Genomic DNA, 22898 nt, shown 5'->3' with positions numbered 1-22898 from the left:
CCATCTGCTGGGCGAAGTGCCGCAGGCGACCGGGTGAACTCTCGGCGCGGCACGATGAAAGCCGCCCCGGAGGGCTCCCGCTGAGGCATGCTTGCGCCGATGAGGGATGCCACGGACGCCGCGCTGGCCGAGCTGGAGCGCGAGATCGGCGCTCCCGGCGGCGGGCTGGACCGGCTGCGGTTGGTCTCCGCTCCCTACGTACCCGAGGTGCGGCTGCACCTGGCCGAGGACGCGATCGTGTGGTGGGCCCGGATGGAGGCGCTCGCCGGGCACGCCCTGCCGGCGCCGTACTGGGCGTCCGTCTGGGCCGGTGGCCAGGCGCTGGCCCGCCATCTGCTCGACCACCCCGAGCTGGTCGCCGGGCGCCGGGTGCTGGACCTCGCCGCCGGCTCCGGCCTGGTCGCGATCGCGGCCGCGCTCGCCGGAGCCGAGCGGGTGATCGCCAACGACATCGACCCGTACGCGGTGGCCGCGGTCACGGTGAACGCCCGGGTCAACCGGGTCACCGTCACCGCCGTCGGTGGCGACCTGCTCGACTCGACCGGGGACGACACCGACCTGCTGGTCGCCGGCGACGTGCTCTACGACCGGGAGATGGCCGAGCGGGTACTGCCCTTCCTCGCCCGGGCCGCGGCCGGCGGCACGGAGGTGCTCGTCGGTGACCCGGGGCGCGGATTCCTGCCGCCGGGCTGGCTGGTCGCGGTGGACAGCTACCCGGTGCCCACCACCGAGCCGTCGGTCGACTCGGCGCTGCGCCGGGTGCAGGTGCTGCGCCCGGCCTGAGCGGTCTTCTCAGGGACCACCCCGAGCCGGTATCAGGGGAGGGGTGGGGGGTCCGGCCGGATGTGCGCGCTGGCGCGGTGGCCATACCGTACGGACATGGCGGATTGGCTGGCCCAGGTCGGAGAGCTTCCCACCACCCTGTTGATGGGGGTGCTCGGGGTGGTGATGCTCTTCGACGCCGTGCCGCTGCTCGGGGTGCTGGTCCCCGGCGACGTGGCCATCCTCGCCGCGGTGGGGGTGGGCCGGCCCGCGACGGGACTGGCCACCTTCGCCGCCGTGGTGACCGGTTGCCTGGCCGGATGGTCCCTGAGCTTCCTGGTCGGCCGCCGGTACGGCGACCGGCTCCGGCACAGCCGCGTCGGCGACTGGATCGGCGAGTCCCGGTGGGCGGCCGCCGAGGGCATCCTGCGCCAGGGTGGCGGCCGGATGGTGCTGGTCGCGCCCTTCCTGCCGGTGTTCAACGCGCTGCTGCCGCTGGCCGCGGGCGGGCTGCGGATGTCCTACCGGCGCTTCCTCGGCTGCGCGGCGCTCGGTGCCGCCAGCTGGGCCGGGCTCTACCTGGTGCTCGGCACGGCCTCCCGGTCGCTGGCCGGGTTGCTTCCCGGTGAGGCCAGCCCGATGCTGGTCACCATGGCGGTCGGCCTGCTGCTCGCCGGCGGGGTGCTGCTCGGCACCCGCCGCCGGCTGCGCGCGCTGACCGCCGTCGAACCGGTCGCCTGAGGTCGGGTCACCAACCGCGGGCCCGCCACTGCGGCAGCGCCGGCCGCTCTGCACCGAGCGTGCTGTCCTTGCCGTGACCGGGATAGAACCAGGTCTCGTCCGGCAGCCGGTCGAAGAGCTTCTGCTCGACGTCATCGAGCAGCGCGTTGAACCGCAGCGGGTCCTTGTTGGTGTTGCCCACCCCACCGGGAAAGAGGCTGTCGCCGGTGAACAGGTGCGGCGTGCCGGCCGGGTCGCGGTAGAGCAGGGCGATCGAGCCGGGGGTGTGCCCGCGCAGGTGGATGACCTCCAGCGCGCAGTCGCCGACCCGCACGGTGTCGCCGTCGACGAGCGTCTCCGCCTCGATCGGCAGGCCGGCCGCGTCGTCGACGTGCACCAGGGCCTGGGCCCCGGTCTTGGCGACCACCTCCTCCAGCGCCACCCAGTGGTCCATGTGCTGGTGGGTGGTGACCACGGTGCCCAGCCGGGCGTCGCCGACCAGCTCCAGCAGCCGGGGGGCCTCGTTCGCCGCGTCGACGAGCAGTTGGTCGCCGGTGGCGCGGCAGGTCAACAGGTAGGCGTTGTTGTCCATCGGGCCCACCGACAGCTTGCTGATGGTGAGCTGGTCGAGCTCGCGTACCGCCGGCGCACCGCCGGGGGTGACGTCTCCGCTGTAGGTCATCTGGTCGTCTACATCCATTCGGGTGGGTTCGGCAGGGTGCCGTCGGGGGTGACGGTGAGCGGGCCGCCGTCGCCCCGGCCGATCAGCCAGGCGGCGAGGTCGGGGGCGGGGCCGGCGACGACCGGCGCTTCGCTGCGCCCACCGATCACCAGTTCGTGCCGGCTGCCGTCGAAGCGCAGCACCATCGGCGGCACGCCGGGCCGGTCGGCGAGGTCGCTGGCCACCTCGTGCAGCAGCCGGTGGGCGAACGCCTCCGGCCACGCCGCGGGCCGGTGCCCGGTGGCCAGGTCCAGATGGTGCACCTCCAGCTCGCGCAGCCGACCCCAGACCAGCAGCGCGGCGACCCTCGGGCCACGTGGCGTGTCGATGGTCGCGGCCCAGGCCGCCGCGGGCATGGCGGCGACCGCCTCGGCGAACCGGTCGGCGGAGCGGCGGAGGTCGTCGAGGTGCGCGGCGGGCGGCCGGGCGGCACCGGCCTCGATGTCCGCGGCGCGGGCGGCGGCCGAGGCGTACATCGGCCGGGGCTCGCCGGTACGGGCGGCGGTGAGCAGGTTGACGAACCCGTCGGCGTTGCGGGCCACGTGCGCGAGCACGTGGCCGCGGGTCCAGCCCGGCAGCAGCGACGCGGCGGCCAGCTCCGCCTCGTCCAGGGCGGCGGCGGTACGCAGCAACCGGGACGTCGCGTCGTGCACCTCGCCGATCAGCAGCAGCGGGTCCGTGGTCACGTTCCGACCCTAGCGGTCCAGCGTCCCGCCGTCGTCGCGGAAATCGCTTTCGGCGCGCCGTCCCGCCCCCTACCGTCGGTGCGGTAACGCGGCACCGGGACGGGGGAGGAGGTGGGGCTCATGCCGGTCGTAGCACGCGTGCTCCACCGCAGTCACCTCCGACACCGATGAGGATGCCATGACCATCGATCTGACCGCCCTCGGCTGGGATGCCGAGTGGGCGGCCCACGTACGCCGACGCGCCGATCACCGACCGGGCCGGGTGACCCGGGTCGACCGGGGGGTCTGCACCGTGCTCTGCGCCGACGGCCCGATCCGGGCCAGCCTCGGCGGGGCGGTGCTGGCCACCGCCGCCAACGATCTGAGCACGCTGCCCTGCGCGGGCGACTGGGTGCTGGTCGGCACCTGGCCCGACCGGCGGGCCACCGTCGAGGCCGTGCTGCCCCGGCGTACCGCGCTGGTGCGCCGGACCGCCGGCAAGGACGCCAGCGGCCAGGTGCTCGCCGCTAACCTGACCGCCGCCGCGGTGGTCGAGCCGGTGCATCCGGAGCCGGACATCGGCCGGATCGAGCGGCTGCTCTCCCTGGCCCACGAGTCCGGCGCCCAGCCGCTGGTCGTGCTCACCAAGGTCGACCTCGCCGCCGATCCGGACGCGATCGCCCGTCAGCTCGCCGCGGTCGCCCCCGGGGTGCCGGTGCTGCCGGTCAGCGCCGAACGTGGTGCCGGCCTCGACCCGCTGCGGGCGCAGGTCGCGGCCGGCCGCACGCTGGCTCTGCTCGGCCCCTCCGGGGCGGGCAAGTCGAGCCTGGTCAACGCGTTGGCCGGGGCGGTCGTGATGCCGACCCAGGCGATCCGGCGGGTGGACGGCAAGGGCCGGCACACCACCACCTGGCGGTCGCTGGTGCCGGTGCCCGGTGCGGGCGCGGTGCTCGACACACCCGGTGTGCGGGCGGTCGGCCTGCTGGACGGCTCGCGGGGCCTGGATCGGGCCTTCGTCGACATCGCCGAGCTGGCCACCGGCTGCCGCTACGGCGACTGCGGGCACGACGGCGAGCCGGCGTGCGCGGTGCGCGAGGCGCTGGAGAACGGTGAGCTGACCGCCCGACGCTGGGAGAGCTGGCGCCGGTTGCAGCGGGAGCTGGCCTTCGAGACCCGGCGCCGGGAGACCCGGGTGGCCGCCGAGCGGCGCGGTGGCTGGCGAGGCGGCCGCCGCCGCCCGAGCCGTCCGGCGAGCCCACCGTCGGCGGGCGGGTTCTGACCCGCCCGACCGGGCTGAGCTGGGGGAATGTGCGGGCGCGGGAACTTGTCGTACCTCGGGGCTAGAGTTGCCGAGGCGTCATTCCTGCGCCCTCACAACCGCTCAGAATCGTCCTCTGACGGACAGATCCGCCTCATCTTCTGCACCCGGGAGTACACGTACCGTGGCCGACCGACTGATCATCCGTGGCGCGCGCGAGCACAACCTGCGTGACGTCAGTCTCGACCTGCCCCGGGACGCTCTGATCGTCTTCACCGGGCTCTCCGGGTCGGGCAAGTCGAGCCTGGCCTTCGACACCATCTTCGCCGAGGGGCAGCGCCGCTACGTCGAGTCGCTCTCCTCGTACGCCCGGCAGTTCCTCGGCCAGATGGACAAGCCCGACGTCGACTTCATCGAGGGGCTCAGCCCCGCCGTCTCGATCGACCAGAAGTCGACCTCGCGCAACCCGCGCTCCACGGTCGGCACGATCACCGAGGTCTACGACTACCTCCGCCTGCTCTTCGCCCGGGTCGGCGAGCCGCACTGTCCGGTCTGCGGCGAGCGGATCTCCCGACAGAGCCCGCAGCAGATCGTCGACCGGGTGCTGGCGATGGCCGAGGGCACCCGGTTCATGGTGCTCGCCCCGGTGGTCCGGGGCCGCAAGGGCGAATACGTCGACCTCTTCGCCGAGCTGCAGGCCAAGGGTTACGCCCGGGCCCGGATCGACGGCGTCGTGCACCAGCTGACCGAGCCGCCGAAGCTCAAGAAGCAGGAGAAGCACACCATCGAGGTGGTGATCGACCGGCTCACCGTCAAGCCGAGCGCCAAGCAGCGGCTGACCGACTCGGTCGAGGCGGCGCTCGGCCTCTCCGGCGGGCTGGTGCTGCTCGACTTCGTCGACCTGGCCGAGGACGACCCCGACCGGGAGCGGCGCTACTCCGAGCACCTGGCCTGCCCCAACGACCACCCGCTCGCCATCGAGGACCTCGAGCCCCGGGTCTTCTCCTTCAACGCGCCCTACGGTGCCTGCCCAGAGTGCACCGGCCTGGGCACCAAGAAGGAGGTCGACCCGGAGCTGGTCGTCCCCGACCCGGAGCGCACCCTGCGCGAGGGCGCGATCCAGCCCTGGTCCGGCGGGCACACCCTGGAATACTTCCTCCGGCTGCTCGAGGCGCTCGGTGAGGCCGAGCACTTCGACCTGGACACGCCGTGGCGGGCGCTGCCGTCGCGGGCGCAGAAGACGATCCTGCACGGCTCCGGCGACCAGGTGCACGTGCGCTACCGCAACAAGTACGGCCGCGAGCGCTCCTACTACACCGGCTTCGAGGGCGTGGTGCAGTGGATCGAGCGCCGGCACACCGACACCGAGTCGGAGTGGTCGCGCGAGAAGTACGAGGGCTACATGCGCGACGTGCCCTGCGCGGCCTGCGGTGGCGCCCGGCTCAAGCCGGAGGTGCTCGCGGTCACCCTGGCCGGCAAGAGCATCGCCGAGGTCTGCAACCTGTCCGTGGGCGAGGCCGCCGACCTGCTCGCTGGCATCGAGCTCACCGACCGGCAGAAGATGATCGCCGAGCGGGTGCTGAAGGAGATCAACGCCCGGCTGCGGTTCCTGCTCGACGTCGGGCTGGACTACCTCTCCCTCGACCGGCCGGCCGGCACCCTCTCCGGCGGCGAGGCGCAGCGCATCCGGCTGGCCACCCAGATCGGCTCCGGTCTGGTCGGTGTGCTCTACGTGCTGGACGAGCCGTCGATCGGGCTGCACCAGCGCGACAACCACCGGCTGATCGAGACCCTGATCCGGCTGCGCGGGCTGGGTAACACGCTGATCGTGGTCGAGCACGACGAGGACACCATCCGCACCGCCGACTGGATCGTCGACATCGGCCCGGGCGCCGGTGAGCACGGCGGCAAGATCGTGCACAGCGGGTCGGTGCCGGCGCTGCTGGAGAACCCGGACTCGATGACCGGGGCCTACCTCTCCGGTCGCCGGTCGATCCCGACCCCGCAGCTGCGCCGGCCGCAGACGCCCGGCCGCGAGCTGGTGGTGCACGGGGCGCGCGAGCACAACCTGCGCAACCTGACGGTCTCCTTCCCGCTCGGCCAGCTCATCGCGGTCACCGGGGTCAGCGGCTCGGGCAAGTCGACGCTGGTCAACGACATCCTGCACGCGGTCCTGGCCAACCAGATCAACGGCGCCCGGCTGGTGCCCGGCCGGCACACCCGGGTCACCGGGCTGGAGCACGTCGACAAGGTCGTCGGGGTGGACCAGTCGCCGATCGGTCGTACCCCGCGGTCCAACCCGGCCACCTACACCGGCGTCTGGGACCACATCCGCAAGCTCTTCGCCGAGACCACCGAGGCGAAGGTGCGCGGCTACGGGCCGGGCCGCTTCTCCTTCAACGTCAAGGGTGGACGCTGCGAGGCGTGCTCCGGCGACGGCACGATCAAGATCGAGATGAACTTCCTGCCCGACGTCTACGTCCCGTGCGAGGTCTGCAAGGGCGCCCGCTACAACCGCGAGACGCTCGAGGTGCACTACAAGGGCAAGACCGTCTCCGACCTGCTGGAGATGCCGATCGAGGAGGCGGCCGAGTTCTTCTCCGCCATCCCGGCCATCCACCGGCACCTGAAGACGCTGGTCGACGTCGGGCTGGGCTACGTCCGGCTCGGCCAGCCGGCGCCGACCCTCTCCGGCGGCGAGGCGCAGCGGGTCAAGCTCGCCTCCGAGCTGCAGAAGCGCTCCACCGGCCGGACGGTCTACGTGCTCGACGAGCCGACGACCGGGCTGCACTTCGAGGACATCCGCAAGCTGCTCATGGTGCTGGAGGGCCTGGTCGACAAGGGCAACACCGTGATCACCATCGAGCACAACCTCGACGTGATCAAGACGGCCGACTGGCTGATCGACATGGGCCCGGAGGGCGGTCACCGGGGCGGCACCGTGCTCGCCACCGGCACCCCCGAAGAGGTCGCCGAGGTGGTTGAGAGCCACACCGGGCAGTTCCTGCGCCAGGTGCTCAAGCTCGACGGCGAGGCGAAGGGCGCCGCGGCGGCCACCTCCCGGGCGGCCAAGGCCAACGGGGCGAAGACCACCCGTACCTCGCGGAAGGTGCCCGCCGGGGCGCGCTGACCGCACCCCTGACGGACGGCGGGCCGGCAGGTCCGCCTCCGTCGGGTGCCGCATCGTGGTACGGCTGAACCGTCCGGCACAGTGAGCCGTGTGCAGAAGTGTGGCCACGGTCAGGTCCGGCCGCGGCAGCCGAGAGAAGGGCGAGGCATGAGTGACGATCAGGTGCTGACCGGTCCGGGTACGCAGACGCGGCGGGCGCTGCTCGCCGGCGCCGGCGCGGTCGGGGCGGCCGTCGTCCTGGCGGCCTGCGGCGGGGACGACGCGGGTGACGGCACCCCGCCGCCCACCAGCGGCGGGCCGGCGGTGCCCAGCACCGGTGACGCCGGCGGCGGCGACCGGCAGAACTCGCAGTCGCTGGCGACCACGACCGACATCCCGCTCGGCGGCGGCAGGGTCTTCCCCGCCGAGGGCGTCGTGATCACCCAGCCCAGCCCGGGCCAGTTCAAGGGCTTCGACCCGATCTGCACCCACCAGCGCTGCCCGGTGTCGAACGTCGACGGCGGCACCATCAACTGCACCTGCCACGGCAGCAAGTTCTCGATCGAGGACGGCTCGGTCAAGGCCGGCCCGGCCACCAGGCCGCTGCCCGCGAAGAACGTCAAGGTCGTCGGCGACCAGATCTCGTTCGCCTGACCGTCCGCGCGGCTCGACGACTGACTCACCCCACCCGGGGACACCTGCGCGTGCCCTTTGCTCTGCTTCAATCCCGGCAACACCGGAGGCTGGTTCGCGTCGCCTCCGCTGAAGCAGAGCAAAGGGCGCGGTGAGGGATGCCGCGCCGGCCCGGACGGCGCGGTGGGGGTGCCGTATCACCGCGCCGCGCCGGTCCGGACGGCAGCGCCGCGGGCCGGGGCTGTCGGTGGCCCGGACTAGGCTTGGATCGTGGCTGACCCCTCGACCTACCGTCCCGCACCCGGCACCATTCCGGAGTCGCCCGGGGTCTACCGCTTCCGCGACGGCACCGGCCGGGTGATCTACGTCGGCAAGGCGAAGAACCTGCGCAGCCGGCTCAACTCCTACTTCGGCGACATCTGGAACCTGCACGAGCGCACCCGGCAGATGGTGACCACGGCCGAGTCGGTCGACTGGATCACCGTGGGCACCGAGGTCGAGGCGCTCCAGCAGGAGTTCACCTGGATCAAGCAGTACGACCCGAGGTTCAACGTCCGCTACCGCGACGACAAGTCCTACCCCTACCTGGCCGTCACCCTCGACGAGGAGTTCCCGCGGCTGCAGGTGATGCGTGGCGCCAAGCGCAAGGGGGTGCGCTACTTCGGGCCCTACTCGCACGCCTGGGCGATCCGCGAGACGCTCGACCTGTTGCTGCGGGTCTTCCCGGCCCGCACCTGCTCCGCCGGGGTGTTCAAGCGCGCGGGCCAGGTCGGCCGCCCCTGCCTGCTCGGCTACATCGGCAAGTGCTCGGCGCCCTGTGTGGGCAGCGTCTCCGCCGAGCAGCACCGGGAGATCGTCGACGGGTTCTGCGAGTTCATGGCCGGCCGCACCGACAGCATGGTGCGCGGGCTCGAACGCGAGATGACCGAGGCGAGCGAGCAGTTGGAGTTCGAGCGGGCCGCCCGGCTGCGCGACGACGTGGCGGCGCTGCGCCGGGCGCTGGAGAAGCAGGCCGTGGTCCTCGGCGACGGCACCGACGCCGACGTGGTCGCGTTCGCCGACGATCCGCTCGAGGCGGCCGTCCAGGTCTTCCACGTCCGCGACGGCCGGGTCCGGGGCCAGCGCGGCTGGGTCGTGGAGAAGACCGAGGAGCTGACCACCGGCGACCTGGTGCACCACTTCTGCACCCAGGTCTACGGCGGTGAGCACGGCGAGGCCGACGTGCCCCGCGAGCTGCTCGTGCCCGAGCTGCCGGCCGACGCCGACGCGCTGGCCGACTGGCTCTCCGACCACCGGGGCAGCCGGGTGACGCTGCGGGTGCCCCAGCGCGGCGACAAGCGAGTCCTGATGGAGACGGTGGAGCGCAACGCCAAGGACGCGCTGACCCGGCACAAGCTGCGCCGCGCCGGTGACCTGACCACCCGGAGCAAGGCGCTCGACGAGATCAGCGAGGCGCTCGAGATGCGTACCTCGCCGCTGCGCATCGAGTGCTTCGACATCTCCCAGATCCAGGGCACCGACGTGGTGGCTAGCATGGTCGTCTTCGAGGACGGGCTGCCGCGCAAGAGCGAATACCGCCGGTTCATCATCCGCGGCGCCACCGACGATCTCTCCGCGATGTCCGAGGTGCTGCGCCGTCGTTTCGCCCGCTACCTCGACTCCCGGGCCGAGACCGGCGAGGTGGGCGTGGACTCGGCCGACGACCTCGAAACCCCGGCCAGCCCGGCCGGGGTCGACGAACCGCGGATCGGCGCCCTGGTCGACCCGACCACCGGCCGGCCGCGAAAGTTCGCCTACCCGCCGCAGCTGGTGGTGGTCGACGGCGGCCCCCCGCAGGTCGCGGCGGCGGCCCAGGCGCTCGCCGAGCTCGGCATCGACGACGTGGCGCTCTGCGGTCTGGCCAAGCGGCTGGAGGAGGTCTGGCTGCCCGACGACGAGTTCCCGGTCATCCTGCCGCGCACCTCCGAGGGGCTCTACCTGCTGCAACGGGTGCGCGACGAGGCGCACCGCTTCGCCATCACCTTCCACCGCCAGCGACGTTCCAAGCGGATGACCGCCTCGGCGCTGGACAACGTGCCCGGGCTGGGAGAGGTGCGGCGCAAGGCGCTGCTGCGGCACTTCGGCTCGCTCAAGCGGCTCTCCGCGGCCAGCGTCGACGAGATCACCGAGGTCCCGGGCGTCGGCCGGCGGACTGCCGAAGCCATCCTGGCCGCCCTGGACGCCGGCACGAAGACCCCGTCCACCGACTGAGCATCGGGCGGCCCGCGAGGCTAGCTGTCGGCGTCGCCCTCGGCCAGTACGGCGAGGATCTGCTCGCCGTACTTGGCCAGCTTGTTCTCGCCGACGCCGCTGACCTTGGACAGCTCGGCCAGCGAGGTGGGCGCGTCGGTGGCGATCTGGCGCAGCGTGGCGTCGTGGAAGATCACGTACGCCGGGACGCCCTGCTCCTTGGCCGACGCCGCGCGCCAGGCGCGCAGCCGCTCGAAGACCGGGGCGGCGGCCGGCGGCAACTCGACGGTCGCGGCGGCGCCGGCGCGGGACCGGCCGGCGCGGGTGGCTGCCGGCCGCTCCGGCTCGCGCCGCATCATCACGGTGCGCCGGCGGCCCAGCACCTCGGCGCTGGCGTCGGTGAGCGCCAGCGTGCCGTAGTCACCCTCGACGGCGAGCAGGCCCTCGGCGAGCAGTTGCCGCACCACGCCGCGCCACTCGGCCTCGCTCAGGTCAGCGCCGATGCCGAAGACGGTGAGCGAGTCGTGGCCGAACTGGGTCACCTTCTCGGTGCTGCGGCCGAGCAGGATGTCGATGCACTGCCCGGCCCCGAAGCGCTGGTTGCGCTCCCGGTCGAGCCGGAACACCGTGGAGAGCAGCTTCTGCGCGGCGACCGTGCCGTCCCACGACTCCGGCGGGTTCAGGCAGGTGTCGCAGTTGCCGCAGGCGCCGGTCGGCGGTTCGCCGAAGTATTCCAGCATTTGGGCGCGGCGGCACCGGACCGTCTCACAGAGCGCCAGCATCGCGTCCAGGTGCCGGGCCAGCCCTCGACGGTGGGCCAGGTCGCCCTCGGAGGTCTCGATCATTTTCCGCTGCTGCACCACGTCCTGCAGCCCGTACGCCAGCCAGGCGGTGGACGGCAGGCCGTCCCGCCCGGCGCGGCCGGTCTCCTGGTAGTAGCCCTCGACCGACTTCGGCAGGTCGAGGTGGGCGACGAAGCGGACGTCCGGCTTGTCAATCCCCATCCCGAAAGCGATGGTGGCGACCATGACCAGCCCGTCCTCACGCAGGAAGCGCTGCTGGTGGCGGGCGCGGGTGGCCGCGTCCAGGCCGGCGTGGTAGGGCAGCGCGGCGATGCCGTTGGCGTTGAGGAACTCGGCGGTCTTGTCCACCGAGGCGCGGGAGAGGCAGTAGACGATGCCGGCGTCGCCCGGGTGCTCGTCGCGCAGCAGGCTGAGCAGCTGCCGGCGGGGCTCCCGTTTGGGCACGATCCGGTACTGGATGTTGGGCCGGTCGAAGCTGGCCACGAAGTGCCGGGCGCCGGTCAGGTCGAGCCGGGTGGCGATCTCGGTGCGGGTGGTGCTGGTCGCGGTGGCGGTCAGCGCGATGCGGGGCACCTCCGGCCACCGCTCGTGCAGCATCGACAGGGCGAGGTAGTCGGGGCGGAAGTCGTGCCCCCACTGGGATACGCAGTGCGCCTCGTCGATGGCGAAGAGTGCGATCTTTCCCCGGTCGAGCAGCTGCACGGTGGACCGGCCGGCGAGTGCCTCCGGCGCCAGGTAGAGCAGGTCGAGCTCGCCGGCGAGGAAGGCCGCCTCGACCCGGCGACGGGCGTCGAGATCCTGGGTCGAGTTGAGGAAACCGGCCCGCACACCGACCGCGGTCAGGGCGTCGACCTGGTCCTGCATCAGCGCGATCAGCGGGGAGACCACGACCGCCACCCCGGGGCGGACCAGCGCCGGGATCTGGTAGCAGAGCGACTTGCCGCCCCCGGTCGGCATCAGCACCAGCGCGTCGCCGCCGGACACCACGTGGTCGATCACCTGCTGCTGGAAGCCGCGGAAGGCGTCGTAGCCGAACACCCGGCTCAGCACCTGTAGCGCGTCGGCGGTGCGCAGGTCGGTGGGGGAGGCCATCCGCGAAGTGTACGAGCCACCCCCGACGCTGCCCGCCTCCCCGCGCCGCGACACTCCCCGCCGCCGATCATGCACTTGTGGTGCCGGATTCGGCACCCTTGAAGGCTTTTGTCAGGCACCACGACTGCATGATCGCGACGACGTCCCGCCCGGGGGACGCCGCGGTGGGGCGGTTGGGGGGCGGTGCGGAATTGACGGGATAGAGTCGCGGTTTGACCGTTCGGGGGCCAGGGGCGGCCGCGGCGTCGTGGTTTTGGGGGTAGTCGGTGAGCGAGGCGCGCACGACCGAGGGGCGGCACGAGACCTCGGCGGAGCCCATCTCGGGGCAGCCGGCGTCGGCGGAGTCGGACACCACCCTCGTGGTGGTCACCGGCCTCTCCGGCGGCGGGCGCAGCACGGTGGCCCGGGCCCTGGAGAACGTCGGCTACTACGTGGTGGACAACCTCCCGCAGGCGCTGATGCTCGACATGGCCGAGCTGGCGGTCAAGGCCGGCGGCGCGGCTCGGCGTACCGCGATGGTGCTGGACGTGCGCTCGCGCGCCTTCTCCACCGACCTGGCCGGGGCGATCCGCGAGCTCAAGGAGCGCGGCTTCTCGCCCCGGGTGGTCTTCGTGGACGCCGACGACGAGGTGCTGATCCGCCGGTTCGAGAGCGTCCGCCGCTCGCACCCCTTGCAGGGCGAAGGCCGGCTCGCCGACGGCATCGCGGTCGAGCGCGGCCTGCTGGAGGAGGCCCGCGACCAGGCCGACGTGATCATCGACACCAGCCACCTCAACGTCAACCAGCTGCGCCGGCGGATCGAGGAGCTCTTCGGCGGCGAGGACGCCCGCCGGCTGCGGGTCACCGTGCTCTCCTTCGGCTTCAAGTACGGGCTGCCGCCGGACGCCGACTTCGTGCTGGACGCCCGATTCCTGCCCAACCCGTACTGGGTGCCGGAGCTGCGCGAGCACACCGGCCGGGAGGAGGCGGTCAGCGCCTACGTGCTCGGCCAGGAGGGCGCGGACGCCTTCGTCGCCTCGTACGCCGACCTGGTCAACGCCACCACGGGCGGGTTCGAGCGGGAGGGCAAGCGCTACCTGACCGTCGCGGTCGGCTGCACCGGCGGCAAGCACCGCAGTGTGGCGATCGCCGAGGAGTTGGCCGCCCGGCTGCGCCACTCCGGGCTCGCCGCCAACGCCCAGCACCGCGACCTGGGGCGGGAATGACGACGAGGGTGGTGGCGTTCGGCGGCGGCCACGGCCTCTCCGCCTCGCTGCGGGCGCTGCGTCGGTGCGCCCCCGGACTCGATTTGGACATCACCGCGGTGGTGACCGTCGGCGACGACGGCGGCTCCAGCGGCCGGCTGCGCGCCGAGCGGGGCGGCCTGCCCCCGGGCGACCTGCGGCAGGCGCTGGTCGCGCTGGCCGGCGACCACCCGGCCACCCGCCGCAGCGCCGGCCTGTTCCAGCACCGCTTCGCCGACGCGCCGGTGACGCGCACCGCCGGCCCGATCGGCGCCGCCGGCGGCAACGGCGCCGGTGACGGGCTGGCCGGGCACGCGGTGGGCAACCTGGTGCTCTGCGGGTTGATGGAGCTGCTCGGCGACCCGGTGGCCGCGCTGGAGCACGCCGGCGCGATGCTCGGCGCGGTGGGCCGGGTGCTGCCGATGTCCTGCCAGCCGGTGGGGATCGAGGCACGGGTACGCGGCGCCGATCCGGACCGGCCCGACGAGGTACGCACGGTCAGCGGCCAGCACCAGGTGGCGGTGACCACCGGCCGGGTGGAGTCGCTGCGGCTGACCCCGACCGCGCCGGCGGCCTGCCCCCAGGCGGTCGACGCGATCGGCGAGGCCGACTGGTTGATCTTCGGCCCGGGCAGCTGGTACACCAGCGTGCTGCCGCACCTGCTGGTGCCGGAGCTGGCCGACGCGATCGTGTCCAGCCCGGCCCGCCGGCTGGTCACCCTCAACCTGGCCGCGGAGAAGGAGACGCTCGGGCTCTCCGTCGCCGACCACCTGGCCGCGCTGCGCTGGTACCTGCCCGAACTGAAGGTGGATCACGTCCTGGCAGACGCCAAGGCGGTGGGTGACCCCGATCCGGTCGAACGTGCGGCAGAATCGCTGGGTGCCCGGCTGGTCCTCGCCCCCGTCGCCGTCCTCGACGGCACTCCTCGCCATGATCCGGCTGCCCTGGGCGCCGCACTGGTGCCTGTCCTGGGCGCCGATCGTTAGACACGTACGTAATCTCCGGCGACACGCCGGAACCGGTCCGTGAGGGGACGCACAATGGCGATGACGGCTGCGGTCAAGGACGAGCTGAGTCGGGTCGACGTGCCCAAACCCTGCTGCCGGCGGGCGGAGATGGCGGCGTTGCTGCGCTTCGCCGGCGGGCTGCACATCGTCTCCGGCCGGGTGGTCGTGGAGGCGGAGCTCGACACCGGAGCGGTGGCCCGCCGGCTCCGGCGGGAGATCGCCGAGGTCTACGGCTACTCCAGCGAGATCCACGTGCTCGCCTCCGGCGGGTTGCGCAAGGGCAGCCACTTCATCGTCCGGGTGGTCAAGGACGGCGAGGCGCTGGCCCGGCAGACCGGCCTGCTCGACGTGCGGGGCCGGCCGGTACGCGGCCTGCCGCCGCACGTGGTGGCCGCCAACGTCTGCTGCGCCGTCTCCGCCTGGCGGGGCGCGTTCATGGCGCACGGCTCGCTGACCGAGCCGGGCCGCTCCAGCGCGTTGGAGATCACCTGCCCCGGGCCGGAGTCCGCGCTGGCCCTGGTCGGCGCCGCCCGCCGGATCGGCATCACCGCCAAGAACCGCGAGGTGCGCGGGGTGGACCGGGTGGTGGTCAAGGACGGCGACGCGATCGCCGCGCTGCTCACCCGGATCGGCGCCCACTCCAGCGTGCTGGCCTGGGAGGAGCGCCGGGTCCGCCGCGAGGTGCGGGCGACCGCCAACCGGCTGGCCAACTTCGACGACGCCAACCTGCGCCGTTCGGCGCGGGCGGCGGTGGCCGCCGCCGCCCGGGTCACCCGGGCGCTGGAGATCCTCGCCGACGAGGCGCCCAACCACCTCACCGACGCCGGGCGGCTGCGCCTGGAGCACCGCCAAGCCTCGCTGGAGGAGCTGGGCGCTCTCGCCGACCCGCCGCTGACCAAGGACGCGATCGCCGGGCGGATCCGCCGGTTGCTCGCACTGGCCGACAAGCGGGCCCGGGACCTGGGCATCCCGGATACCGAAGCGGCCGTCACGCCCGACATGCTCGTGGTCTGATAGGACGGTGGCGGTCAGCGGAGACGAGCGAGCCGGAAGGCACGACGTCGTCCCCGCCTCGAGTGGTGGGGGAGCCTGCGCCCCGGCCGGGCGAGCAGGTCGCCACCCCCCGCAGCGCCGTGCCCCGCGCTCGGATAGGGTCGCAGCGTACGGCAAGGGGGCCGGCACAGGCACGCCTCGCCGTGCTCACCGCCTCGGGCGGTCCGGTTCTTGGAAAGACCGCGGCGGGGTGGCCTTGATGAACTGTCAACGGCCGGCTCCAGACGGCCGGCGCACATCACTCTGCCGGCGCCACGGTCTGCGGCCGGCGGACCAGAACGCGAGGAGATGGGACCTGTGACCATCCGGGTTGGCATCAACGGCTTCGGCCGGATCGGCCGTAACTTCTTCCGGGCAGTGCTGGCGTCCGGCGCTGACATCGAGGTCGTCGCGGTCAACGACCTGACCGACAACGGGACGCTCGCCCACCTTGTCAAGTACGACAGCATCCTGGGCCGCCTCCCGTACGAGGTCAAGGCCACCGCCGACGAGATCACCGTGGGCGGCAAGACCATCAAGGCGTACGCCGAGAAGGACCCGGCGGCGCTGCCGTGGGGCGAGGTCGGCGCGGACGTCGTCATCGAGTCGACCGGCTTCTTCACCGATGGCAGCAAGGCCAAGGCGCACATCGACGGCGGGGCCAAGAAGGTCATCATCTCCGCGCCGGCGAAGAACGAGGACGTCACGGTCGTCATGGGCGTGAACCAGGACCAGTACGACCCGGCCAAGCACACCATCATCTCGAACGCCTCCTGCACCACCAACTGCCTCGCTCCGATGGCGAAGGTCCTGCAGGACACGTTCGGCATCGAGCACGGTCTGATGACCACCATCCACGCCTACACCCAGGACCAGAACCTCCAGGACGCCCCGCACAAGGACCTCCGCCGGGCCCGGGCCGCCGCGCTGAACATCGTGCCGACCTCCACCGGCGCCGCGAAGGCGATCGGCCTGGTGCTGCCGGAGCTCAAGGGCAAGCTGGACGGCTACGCGCTGCGGGTGCCGATCCCGACCGGTTCGGCCACCGACCTGACCGTCAACCTCCACCGCGAGACGACGGTCGACGAGGTCAACGCCGCGATGAAGGCCGCCGCGGACGGCCCGCTCAAGGGCATCCTGGTCTACAACGAGGACCCGATCGTCTCCACCGACATCGTGACCGACCCGGCGTCGTGCATCTTCGACGCCCCGCTGACCAAGGTGGTCGGCAACCAGGTCAAGGTCGTCGGCTGGTACGACAACGAGTGGGGCTACTCGAACCGCCTGGTCGACCTGGTCAAGCTGGTGGGTAGCTCGCTGTGAGCATCCGTACCCTCGACGACCTGCTCGACGAGGGGGTGTCGGGTCGGCGCGTGCTGGTGCGCGCCGACCTGAACGTCCCGCTCGACAAGCAGAGCGGCGCGATCACCGACGACGGGCGGATCCGCGCGGTCCTGCCCACGCTGACCGCCCTCACCGGCGCCGGCGCCAAGGTGGTCGTCTGCTCGCACCTGGGCCGCCCGAAGGGCGCGCCGGACCCGCAGTTCAGCCTGCGGCCGGTCGCCGACCGGCTGGGCGAGCTGCTCGGCGGCTCGGTGCGTTTCGCCACCGACACCGTCGGCGACTCGGCCCGCTCCACCGTGGACGCGCTCGCCGACGGCGACGTCGCTCTGCTGGAGAACCTGCGCTTCAACGCCGGTGAGACCAGCAAGGACGACGCCGAGCGGGGCGCGTTCGCCGACCAGCTGGCTGCGTTCGGCGAGGCGTACGTCGACGACGCGTTCGGCGCGGTGCACCGCAAGCACGCCAGCGTCTACGACGTGCCCGCCCGGCTCCCGCACGTCGCGGGCCGGCTGGTGCTGCGGGAGGTGGAGGTCCTCTCCACGCTCACCGGCGACCCGGCGCGGCCGTACGTGGTGGTGCTCGGCGGCTCGAAGGTCTCCGACAAGCTGGCGGTGATCGAGGCCCTGCTGCCGAAGGTCGACCGACTGCTCATCGGCGGCGGCATGTGCTTCACCTTCCTCAAGGCCCAGGGCCACGAGGTGGGCACGTCGCTGCTGGAGGAGGAGATGGTCGAGACCTGCGGCAACCTCCTCGCCCGCTCCGAGGGCAAGATCATGCTCCCGGTCGACGTGGTGGCCGCCGACGCCTTCGCGCCGGACGCCACCCACGACACGGTGCGCGCCGACGGCATCCCGAGCCACCGGCTCGGGCTGGACATCGGTCCGGAGACGGTGGCCGGGTTCGCCGCGGCGCTCAAGGGCGCGCGGACGATCTTCTGGAACGGCCCGATGGGCGTCTTCGAGATGCCGGCCTTCGCCAACGGCACCCGGGGTGTGGCCGAGGCGATCGCGAAGACCGACGCGTTCACCGTCGTCGGTGGCGGGGACTCCGCCGCCGCCGTCCGCGCGCTCGGGCTGGACGAATCCTCGTTCGGGCACATCTCCACCGGCGGCGGCGCCTCGCTGGAGTACCTCGAGGGCAAGACCCTCCCCGGTATCGCGGCTCTGGAGAAGTGATGGCGAACACCCCCCGCCGGCCCCTGATGGCCGGCAACTGGAAGATGAACCTCAACCACCTCGAGGCCAACCTGCTGGTGCAGAAGCTGGCGGCCAGCCTCACCGAGAAGCAGCTGACCGACGTCGAGACGGTGGTCCTGCCGCCCTTCACCGACCTGCGCACCGTGCAGACCGCGGTGGACGGCGACAAGCTGCTGATCGGCTACGGCGGGCAGGACCTCTCCCCGCACGCCTCGGGCGCCTACACCGGTGACATCTCCGGTCCGCTGCTGGCCAAGCTCGGCTGCACGTACGTCGTGGTCGGCCACTCCGAGCGGCGGGCCTACCACCACGAGGACGACGCGCTGGTCAACGCCAAGGTGAAGGCGGCGCTGACGCACGGGCTCACCCCGATCCTCTGCGTGGGCGAGGGGCTGGACGTGCGGGAGCAGGGCACCCACGTGGCGCACTGCTCCGAGCAGCTCGACGGGGGCCTCGCCGGTCTCACCGCCGAGCAGGTGCGGCAGGTGGTGATCGCGTACGAGCCGGTCTGGGCGATCGGTACCGGCAAGACCGCGACGCCGGAGGACGCCCAGGAGGTCTGCCGGGCGGTCCGCCAGCGGTTGGCGGAGCGCTTCGACCAGGAGACCGCCGACCAGGTCCGGGTGCTCTACGGCGGCTCGGTCAAGGCGTCGAACGTCGCCTCGATCATGGCCCAGCCGGACGTGGACGGGGGCCTGGTGGGGGGCGCCAGCCTGGACGCCGAGGAATTCGCGCAGATCTGCCGGTTCCCCGAGCACATCGCCCGCTGATCGCTCGCTATCCTTGACTCCGCCCGTCCACCGGCCGGTGCCACCGTGCCCGACCTGTCCGGGCGAGGATCGCTACGAGAGGACTGACCCCAGCCATGCCGATCTGGTTCGCATACACGTTGATCGTGTTGCTGGTCATCACGAGCGTTCTGCTCACCATGCTGATCCTGCTGCACCGAGGTAAGGGCGGCGGGTTGTCGAGCATGTTCGGCGGTGGGGTCAGCTCCAGCCTCGCCGGTTCGTCCGTCGCGGAGAAGAACCTGGACCGCTACACCGTCCTGGTGGGCGTCGTCTGGTTCGCCTGCATCGTCGGGCTCGGCCTCTGGCTCCGCCTCCAGGTCGACGGCGGCGGTGCCTGAGCAGCCGGTTCAAGTCGTACAATCTGCGCGCGGTCCGTCACCCGACGGGCCGCGCGCAGGTCTTTCGCTGCACCGCGTCGCCCGCCGTCCACCCCCGCGGCGGTCCCCTCCGACGACAGGAGCGAGCAGCAGTGCCGAACGGCAACGTGATCCGGGGCTCCCGGATCGGATCCGCCCCCGAACGCCCGCCCGAGCGTTACGAACCGGCCCCCCGGCAGGCGGTCACCTACTGGTGCCGCAACGACCACCGGGTGGAGATCCTGATCGCCGCGGAGGCCACCGCGCCGCCACTCTGGGACTGCCCGCGCTGCGGCCTCCCGGCCGGCCAGGACGCGCAGAACCCGCCCGGGCGGGCCCGGGCCGAGCCCTACAAGAGCCACCTGGCGTACGTGAAGGAGCGGCGCACCGACGAGGAGGGCGCCGCCCTCCTCGCCGAGGCCCTGGCCAAGCTGCGCCGCCGCCGCGGGCGCTGAGCGGGCCCGACCGGCCCGCGCCGGGGCTTGCGCGGCGGGCGGCCGGGCCGGGGCTCAGCGCAGGCTGCGCAGCCGGGCCGGCACGTCGGCCGCGGCGGCCCGGTCGAGCAGCCAGAGCGTCCGGCTGACCCCCCGTACGCCGGCTGCGGGCAGCTGCACCGAGCCCGCCCCGGCCAGGGCCATGCCCACCGCCCGGGCCTTGTCCGCGCCGCTGGCCACCAGCCAGACCTCCTCGGCGGTGTTGATCGTCGGCAGGGTGAGCGTGGTGCGCACCGGCGGCGGCTTCGGGCTGCCCCGCACCGCGCTGACCGGCCGGCTCTCGTAGTGCACCGGGTGCTCCGGGAAGACCGAGGCGACGTGCCCGTCCTCCCCGACGCCCAGCATCAGCACGTCGAAGTGAGGCAGCGCCGCGGTGCCCGGCCGGGCCGCCGCGGCCAGCTCGGCGGCGTACCGGGCTGCCGCCTCCTCCGGGTCGAACCCGGCGTCGGAGGCCGGCATCGGGTGCACCCGGGCCGGGTCCAGCGGCAGCGCGCCCAGCAGCGCCGCCCGGGCCTGGGTCTCGTTGCGCTCCGGGTCGCCGGCGGGTAGGAACCGCTCGTCGCCCCACCAGACATCCACCCGGGACCAGTCGATCGCGTCCTGGGCGGGCAACGCCGCCACTGCCAGGTAGACGGCGGCGGCGATCCGCCCGCCGGTCAGCACCACCGACGCCTGACCCCGGTCGGCCTGCGCGTCGAGCAGCTTCACCACCAACCGGGCCGCCACCGCCTGCGCCAGCAGGTGGGGGTCGGCGTGGACGGCGACACTCGCCTCACTCATCTCGTGCCTTTTTCGTTCGTCGCGGACCGCTCGGCGGGCCGGTTGCTGATCTTCGGTGCGCGAGGGGAGCGCGCCGCCACCCTCAGTGCTCGCCGCTGGTGCCGGCGTGCGCGCTGACCCCCGCCTCGGCCCGCCGCGCGGTGGCCGGATCCTTCCAGACGTGCACCCGGGTCGCCGGGCGCTGATCCAGGCCGGTCAGCCCGGCGGTGGCGCCCAGCGCCTCCGCGTACACCTGGTCGGCGTCCAGCCGGCGCAGCTCCTCGGCCAGCTCGTCGCCGAGCGGCCGGCGGACCAGCGGCAGGTTGCGGTCCTCCTGACCGGTACGACGGAAGATGGCCATGCTGTCGTCCCGGGTCAGCGTGAGCTGGTCGCCGTTGGCGCAGCGCAGCTGCACCTCCCGCATCCGGGGGAACTCGTCGGTCTGCTCCCACCGCGGGGTGATGCCGAGCCGGCTGCTCAGCCAGCCGGACATCAGCGCGGCCGTCGGGTCGGTGCGCGGCGCCACCACGGTGGCCTCGGTGACCCGGGCCTCGGTGGTGTCGAACGCGCCGGCGACCAGGGTGCGCCACGGGGTGATCCGGGTCCAGGCCAGGTCGGTGTCGCCCGGGGCGTAGTCCCGGGCCCGCTGCCGCAGCGCCTCGATCGGGTCGGCGGCCTGCGCCGCGTCGGTGATCCGCCGGTCGGCCACCACGCCGAGGAAGTCGGTGGCGATCTCCGCGGGCGGTTCGCCGTGCCACCAGGTGACCACCGGCACGTCCGGCACCAGCAGCGGCATCACCACCGACTCGGCGTGCAGCGCGAGCCGCCCGTACATCCGGGTGACCACCGCCTCGCACGGCCCGAGCCGGCCGCCCACCACGATCTCGGCGTCCAGCCGGTTGCGTTCCCGGTCGATGTCCGAGCGGACCACCACCACCAGCCGGCACGGGTGGGCGGCGGCGGCGATGGTCGCCGCCGCCTCCGCCTCGCGTACCCGCTTCTCGTCCACGACCACGATCAGGGTCAGCGCCATGCCGCTGGCCACCCCGCCCGCGCTGCGCCGCTCGGCGGCCAACGCCTTGACCACCTCGTTGCCGGTGGTGTCCCACAGGCCGATCACGGGAGCCTCCTGGTTGACTCGCTACGCCTGGTCACGCCCGCCGCCAGGCGCGGCCCTCGCGGGCCAGCATCTCGTCGGCGGCCCGGGGGCCCCACTCGCCGGCCCGGTACGGCTCCGGCGTCGTGCCGACCCAGGCGTGCTCCAGCGGGTCGACCACCTGCCAGCTCTGCTCGACCTCGGCCGCGTCCGGGAAGAGCGTCCGGTCGCCGATCAGCACGTCCAGCACCAGCCGCTCGTACGCCTCCGGGCTGGACTCGGTGAACGCCTCGCCGTACTGGAAGTCCATCGCGATGTCGCGGACCTCCATGGTGGTGCCGGGCACCTTCGAGCCGAACTTGAGCACCACGCCCTCATCCGGCTGAACCCGGATGACCAGCTGGTTGTTGCCGAGCGACTCCATGTCGGCCGCGTTGAACGGCAGGTGCGGCGCCTTCTTGAACATGATGGCCACCTCGGTGACCCGCCGCGGCAGCCGCTTGCCGGCCCGGATGTAGAACGGCACCTCGGCCCAGCGCCGGTTCTGGATGCCGAGCCGTACGGCCACGTACGTCTCGGTGGTGGAGTTCGGCGGTACGCCGTCCTCGTCGAGGTAACCGACCGCGCGTTCGCCCCCCACCCAGCCGGGCAGGTACTGGCCCCGGACGGTGCCCTGCGCGACGTCCTGCGGCAGGGTGATCGCCTTGAGCACCTTCAGCTTCTCGGTCCGGATCTCGTCGGCGTCGAAGCTGGTCGGCTCCTCCATCGCGACCAGCGCGAGCAACTGGAGGAGGTGGTTCTGGAGCACGTCGCGGGCGGTGCCGACGGTGTCGTAGAAGCCCGCGCGGGTGCCGATGCCGACGTCCTCGGCCATGGTGATCTGCACCGAGTCGACGTACTTGGAGTTCCAGAGCGGCTCGAACAGGTTGTTGGCGAACCGCAGGGCCAGGATGTTCTGGACCGTCTCCTTGCCCAGGTAGTGGTCGATCCGGAAGACGTCCTGGCGGGTGAAGACGTCGTCGACCAGGTCGTTGAGCGCCTTCGCCGAGGGCAGGTCGTTGCCGAACGGCTTCTCGACCACCACCCGGCGCCAGCCGCCGGACTTGGCATTGTCCGCCATGCCGGTGCGGGCGAGCTGCTTGAGCACCACCGGGAAGGCCGCCGGGGGGATGGAGAAGTAGAAGGCGGCGTTGCCGGCGATGCCGTGCGTGTCGCGCAGCTCGTCGAGGGTGTCGGCCAGGTGGTCGAAGGCCGCGTCGTCGTCGAACGACCCGCCGACGAACTTGATGTTGCCGGCCAGCCGCGCCCAGACCTCCTCCCGCCACGGCGTTCGGGCGTGCTTACGGGCGGCCTCGCAGGCGAGCGTCTCGAAGTCGCCGTCGCCCCAGTCCCGCCGGGCGAAGCCCAGCACCACGAAACCCGGTGGCAGCAGCCCTCGGTTGGCCAGGTCGTAGACCGCCGGCAGCAGCTTCTTCCGGGCCAGGTCGCCGGTGACCCCGAAGATCACCAGCGCGCACGGCTCGGGAATCCGCGGCAGCCGGCGGTCCTGCGGGTCCCGCAGCGGGTTCACGCTGCCTCTCCGCTCCGCTTGTTCCACGTCGTCCATCC

General features: G+C 72.8%; 20 protein-coding genes. 14 read left to right on the top strand and 6 right to left on the bottom strand.

The window, feature by feature from the left end:
* Positions 1–99: 99 nt before the first annotated feature.
* Both ACIBBA_RS17470 and ACIBBA_RS17465 read left to right on the top strand, forming a co-directional pair.
* Complete coding sequence (locus ACIBBA_RS17470; protein WP_396698329.1) at positions 100–783, top strand: class I SAM-dependent methyltransferase; 684 nt, start codon at positions 100–102, stop codon at positions 781–783.
* A 96-nt stretch (positions 784–879) separates the two neighbouring features.
* Positions 880–1503: a DedA family protein gene (locus ACIBBA_RS17465; protein ID WP_396698327.1), complete on the top strand. Its 624-nt coding sequence runs from the start codon at positions 880–882 to the stop codon at positions 1501–1503.
* 7 nt (positions 1504–1510) lie between these two features.
* Here ACIBBA_RS17465 and ACIBBA_RS17460 read toward each other — a convergent pair whose 3' ends face one another.
* A complete protein-coding gene (locus ACIBBA_RS17460) occupies positions 1511–2164 on the bottom strand; it encodes an MBL fold metallo-hydrolase (protein ID WP_357050538.1) in 654 nt (217 codons plus the stop codon).
* An 8-nt stretch (positions 2165–2172) separates the two neighbouring features.
* On the bottom strand, positions 2173–2889 hold the full coding sequence (locus ACIBBA_RS17455) for a maleylpyruvate isomerase family mycothiol-dependent enzyme (RefSeq protein ID WP_396698324.1): 717 nt from the start codon (positions 2887–2889) through the stop codon (positions 2173–2175).
* 178 nt (positions 2890–3067) lie between these two features.
* Here ACIBBA_RS17455 and rsgA point away from each other — a divergent pair, with 178 nt between their 5' ends.
* From rsgA to uvrC, 4 genes are all read left to right on the top strand, one after another.
* Positions 3068–4147, top strand: a complete 1080-nt coding sequence (gene rsgA, locus ACIBBA_RS17450) for a ribosome small subunit-dependent GTPase A (RefSeq protein WP_396698322.1) — start codon at positions 3068–3070, stop codon at positions 4145–4147.
* 163 nt (positions 4148–4310) lie between these two features.
* Positions 4311–7256: an excinuclease ABC subunit UvrA gene (uvrA, locus tag ACIBBA_RS17445; protein WP_396698320.1), complete on the top strand. Its 2946-nt coding sequence runs from the start codon at positions 4311–4313 to the stop codon at positions 7254–7256.
* Between the two features lie 147 nt (positions 7257–7403).
* Positions 7404–7889: a Rieske (2Fe-2S) protein gene (locus tag ACIBBA_RS17440; RefSeq protein ID WP_396698318.1), complete on the top strand. Its 486-nt coding sequence runs from the start codon at positions 7404–7406 to the stop codon at positions 7887–7889.
* A 249-nt stretch (positions 7890–8138) separates the two neighbouring features.
* Positions 8139–10118 carry an excinuclease ABC subunit UvrC gene (uvrC, locus tag ACIBBA_RS17435; protein WP_396698316.1) on the top strand — a complete coding sequence of 660 codons (1980 nt, stop codon included), beginning with the start codon at positions 8139–8141 and terminating at the stop codon, positions 10116–10118.
* A 20-nt stretch (positions 10119–10138) separates the two neighbouring features.
* On the opposite strand, the gene recQ is transcribed toward uvrC, so the two are convergent.
* Complete coding sequence (gene recQ, locus ACIBBA_RS17430) at positions 10139–11992, bottom strand: DNA helicase RecQ (protein WP_396698314.1); 1854 nt, start codon at positions 11990–11992, stop codon at positions 10139–10141.
* Between the two features lie 317 nt (positions 11993–12309).
* Here recQ and rapZ point away from each other — a divergent pair, with 317 nt between their 5' ends.
* From rapZ to ACIBBA_RS17390, 8 genes are all read left to right on the top strand, one after another.
* On the top strand, positions 12310–13197 hold the full coding sequence (rapZ, locus tag ACIBBA_RS17425) for an RNase adapter RapZ (RefSeq protein ID WP_350872953.1): 888 nt from the start codon (positions 12310–12312) through the stop codon (positions 13195–13197).
* Positions 13194–14201, top strand: a complete 1008-nt coding sequence (locus ACIBBA_RS17420; RefSeq protein ID WP_396698312.1) for a 2-phospho-L-lactate transferase CofD family protein — start codon at positions 13194–13196, stop codon at positions 14199–14201. Before rapZ ends, ACIBBA_RS17420 begins: the two co-directional genes overlap by 4 nt.
* Before the next feature lie 54 nt (positions 14202–14255).
* Positions 14256–15236 carry a DNA-binding protein WhiA gene (whiA, locus tag ACIBBA_RS17415; RefSeq protein WP_350872673.1) on the top strand — a complete coding sequence of 327 codons (981 nt, stop codon included), beginning with the start codon at positions 14256–14258 and terminating at the stop codon, positions 15234–15236.
* A 336-nt stretch (positions 15237–15572) separates the two neighbouring features.
* The gene (gap, locus tag ACIBBA_RS17410) at positions 15573–16577 is read left to right on the top strand and encodes a type I glyceraldehyde-3-phosphate dehydrogenase (protein WP_396698310.1); all 1005 of its coding nucleotides are present in this window, start codon (positions 15573–15575) and stop codon (positions 16575–16577) included.
* Positions 16574–17773 (top strand): phosphoglycerate kinase, encoded by a 1200-nt coding sequence (locus tag ACIBBA_RS17405; RefSeq protein WP_396698308.1) that lies wholly within the window; start codon positions 16574–16576, stop codon positions 17771–17773. The genes gap and ACIBBA_RS17405 overlap by 4 nt, the downstream gene beginning before the upstream one ends.
* A complete protein-coding gene (tpiA, locus tag ACIBBA_RS17400) occupies positions 17773–18564 on the top strand; it encodes a triose-phosphate isomerase (protein ID WP_396698306.1) in 792 nt (263 codons plus the stop codon). Before ACIBBA_RS17405 ends, tpiA begins: the two co-directional genes overlap by 1 nt.
* Positions 18565–18659: 95 nt before the next feature.
* Positions 18660–18923, top strand: coding sequence for a preprotein translocase subunit SecG (secG, locus tag ACIBBA_RS17395; RefSeq protein ID WP_350872679.1), 264 nt, complete (start codon positions 18660–18662; stop codon positions 18921–18923).
* A 131-nt stretch (positions 18924–19054) separates the two neighbouring features.
* Complete coding sequence (locus ACIBBA_RS17390; RefSeq protein WP_396698303.1) at positions 19055–19396, top strand: RNA polymerase-binding protein RbpA; 342 nt, start codon at positions 19055–19057, stop codon at positions 19394–19396.
* A 54-nt stretch (positions 19397–19450) separates the two neighbouring features.
* On the opposite strand, the gene pgl is transcribed toward ACIBBA_RS17390, so the two are convergent.
* The 3 genes from pgl to zwf form a co-directional block, all read right to left on the bottom strand.
* The gene (gene pgl / locus ACIBBA_RS17385) at positions 19451–20215 is read right to left on the bottom strand and encodes a 6-phosphogluconolactonase (RefSeq protein ID WP_396698301.1); all 765 of its coding nucleotides are present in this window, start codon (positions 20213–20215) and stop codon (positions 19451–19453) included.
* A gap of 82 nt (positions 20216–20297) precedes the next feature.
* On the bottom strand, positions 20298–21314 hold the full coding sequence (locus ACIBBA_RS17380) for a glucose-6-phosphate dehydrogenase assembly protein OpcA (protein WP_396698299.1): 1017 nt from the start codon (positions 21312–21314) through the stop codon (positions 20298–20300).
* 31 nt (positions 21315–21345) lie between these two features.
* Positions 21346–22896 carry a glucose-6-phosphate dehydrogenase gene (zwf, locus tag ACIBBA_RS17375; protein ID WP_396698560.1) on the bottom strand — a complete coding sequence of 517 codons (1551 nt, stop codon included), beginning with the start codon at positions 22894–22896 and terminating at the stop codon, positions 21346–21348.
* Between the last annotated feature and the right edge of the window lie 2 nt (positions 22897–22898).

The sequence above is a fragment of the Micromonospora sp. NPDC051006 genome (assembly GCF_044456245.1).
Lineage (GTDB): Bacteria > Actinomycetota > Actinomycetes > Mycobacteriales > Micromonosporaceae > Micromonospora.
Note: the sequence above shows the minus strand (reverse complement) of the source record. Positions and strands in the feature narration are given on the sequence as shown.

Bases quoted from the DNA above. Each gene is read 5' to 3' on its own strand.
- ACIBBA_RS17470 (WP_396698329.1), top strand. From the start codon at position 100: ATGAGGGATGCCACGGACGCCGCGCTGGCCGAGCTGGAGCGCGAGATC.
- ACIBBA_RS17465 (WP_396698327.1), top strand. From the start codon at position 880: ATGGCGGATTGGCTGGCCCAGGTCGGAGAGCTTCCCACCACCCTGTTG.
- ACIBBA_RS17460 (WP_357050538.1), bottom strand. From the start codon at position 2,164: ATGACCTACAGCGGAGACGTCACCCCCGGCGGTGCGCCGGCGGTACGC.
- rsgA (WP_396698322.1), top strand. From the start codon at position 3,068: ATGACCATCGATCTGACCGCCCTCGGCTGGGATGCCGAGTGGGCGGCC.
- ACIBBA_RS17440 (WP_396698318.1), top strand. From the start codon at position 7,404: ATGAGTGACGATCAGGTGCTGACCGGTCCGGGTACGCAGACGCGGCGG.
- recQ (WP_396698314.1), bottom strand. From the start codon at position 11,992: ATGGCCTCCCCCACCGACCTGCGCACCGCCGACGCGCTACAGGTGCTG.
- ACIBBA_RS17420 (WP_396698312.1), top strand. From the start codon at position 13,194: ATGACGACGAGGGTGGTGGCGTTCGGCGGCGGCCACGGCCTCTCCGCC.
- whiA (WP_350872673.1), top strand. From the start codon at position 14,256: ATGGCGATGACGGCTGCGGTCAAGGACGAGCTGAGTCGGGTCGACGTG.
- tpiA (WP_396698306.1), top strand. From the start codon at position 17,773: ATGGCGAACACCCCCCGCCGGCCCCTGATGGCCGGCAACTGGAAGATG.
- secG (WP_350872679.1), top strand. From the start codon at position 18,660: ATGCCGATCTGGTTCGCATACACGTTGATCGTGTTGCTGGTCATCACG.
- pgl (WP_396698301.1), bottom strand. From the start codon at position 20,215: ATGAGTGAGGCGAGTGTCGCCGTCCACGCCGACCCCCACCTGCTGGCG.
- zwf (WP_396698560.1), bottom strand. From the start codon at position 22,896: ATGGACGACGTGGAACAAGCGGAGCGGAGAGGCAGCGTGAACCCGCTG.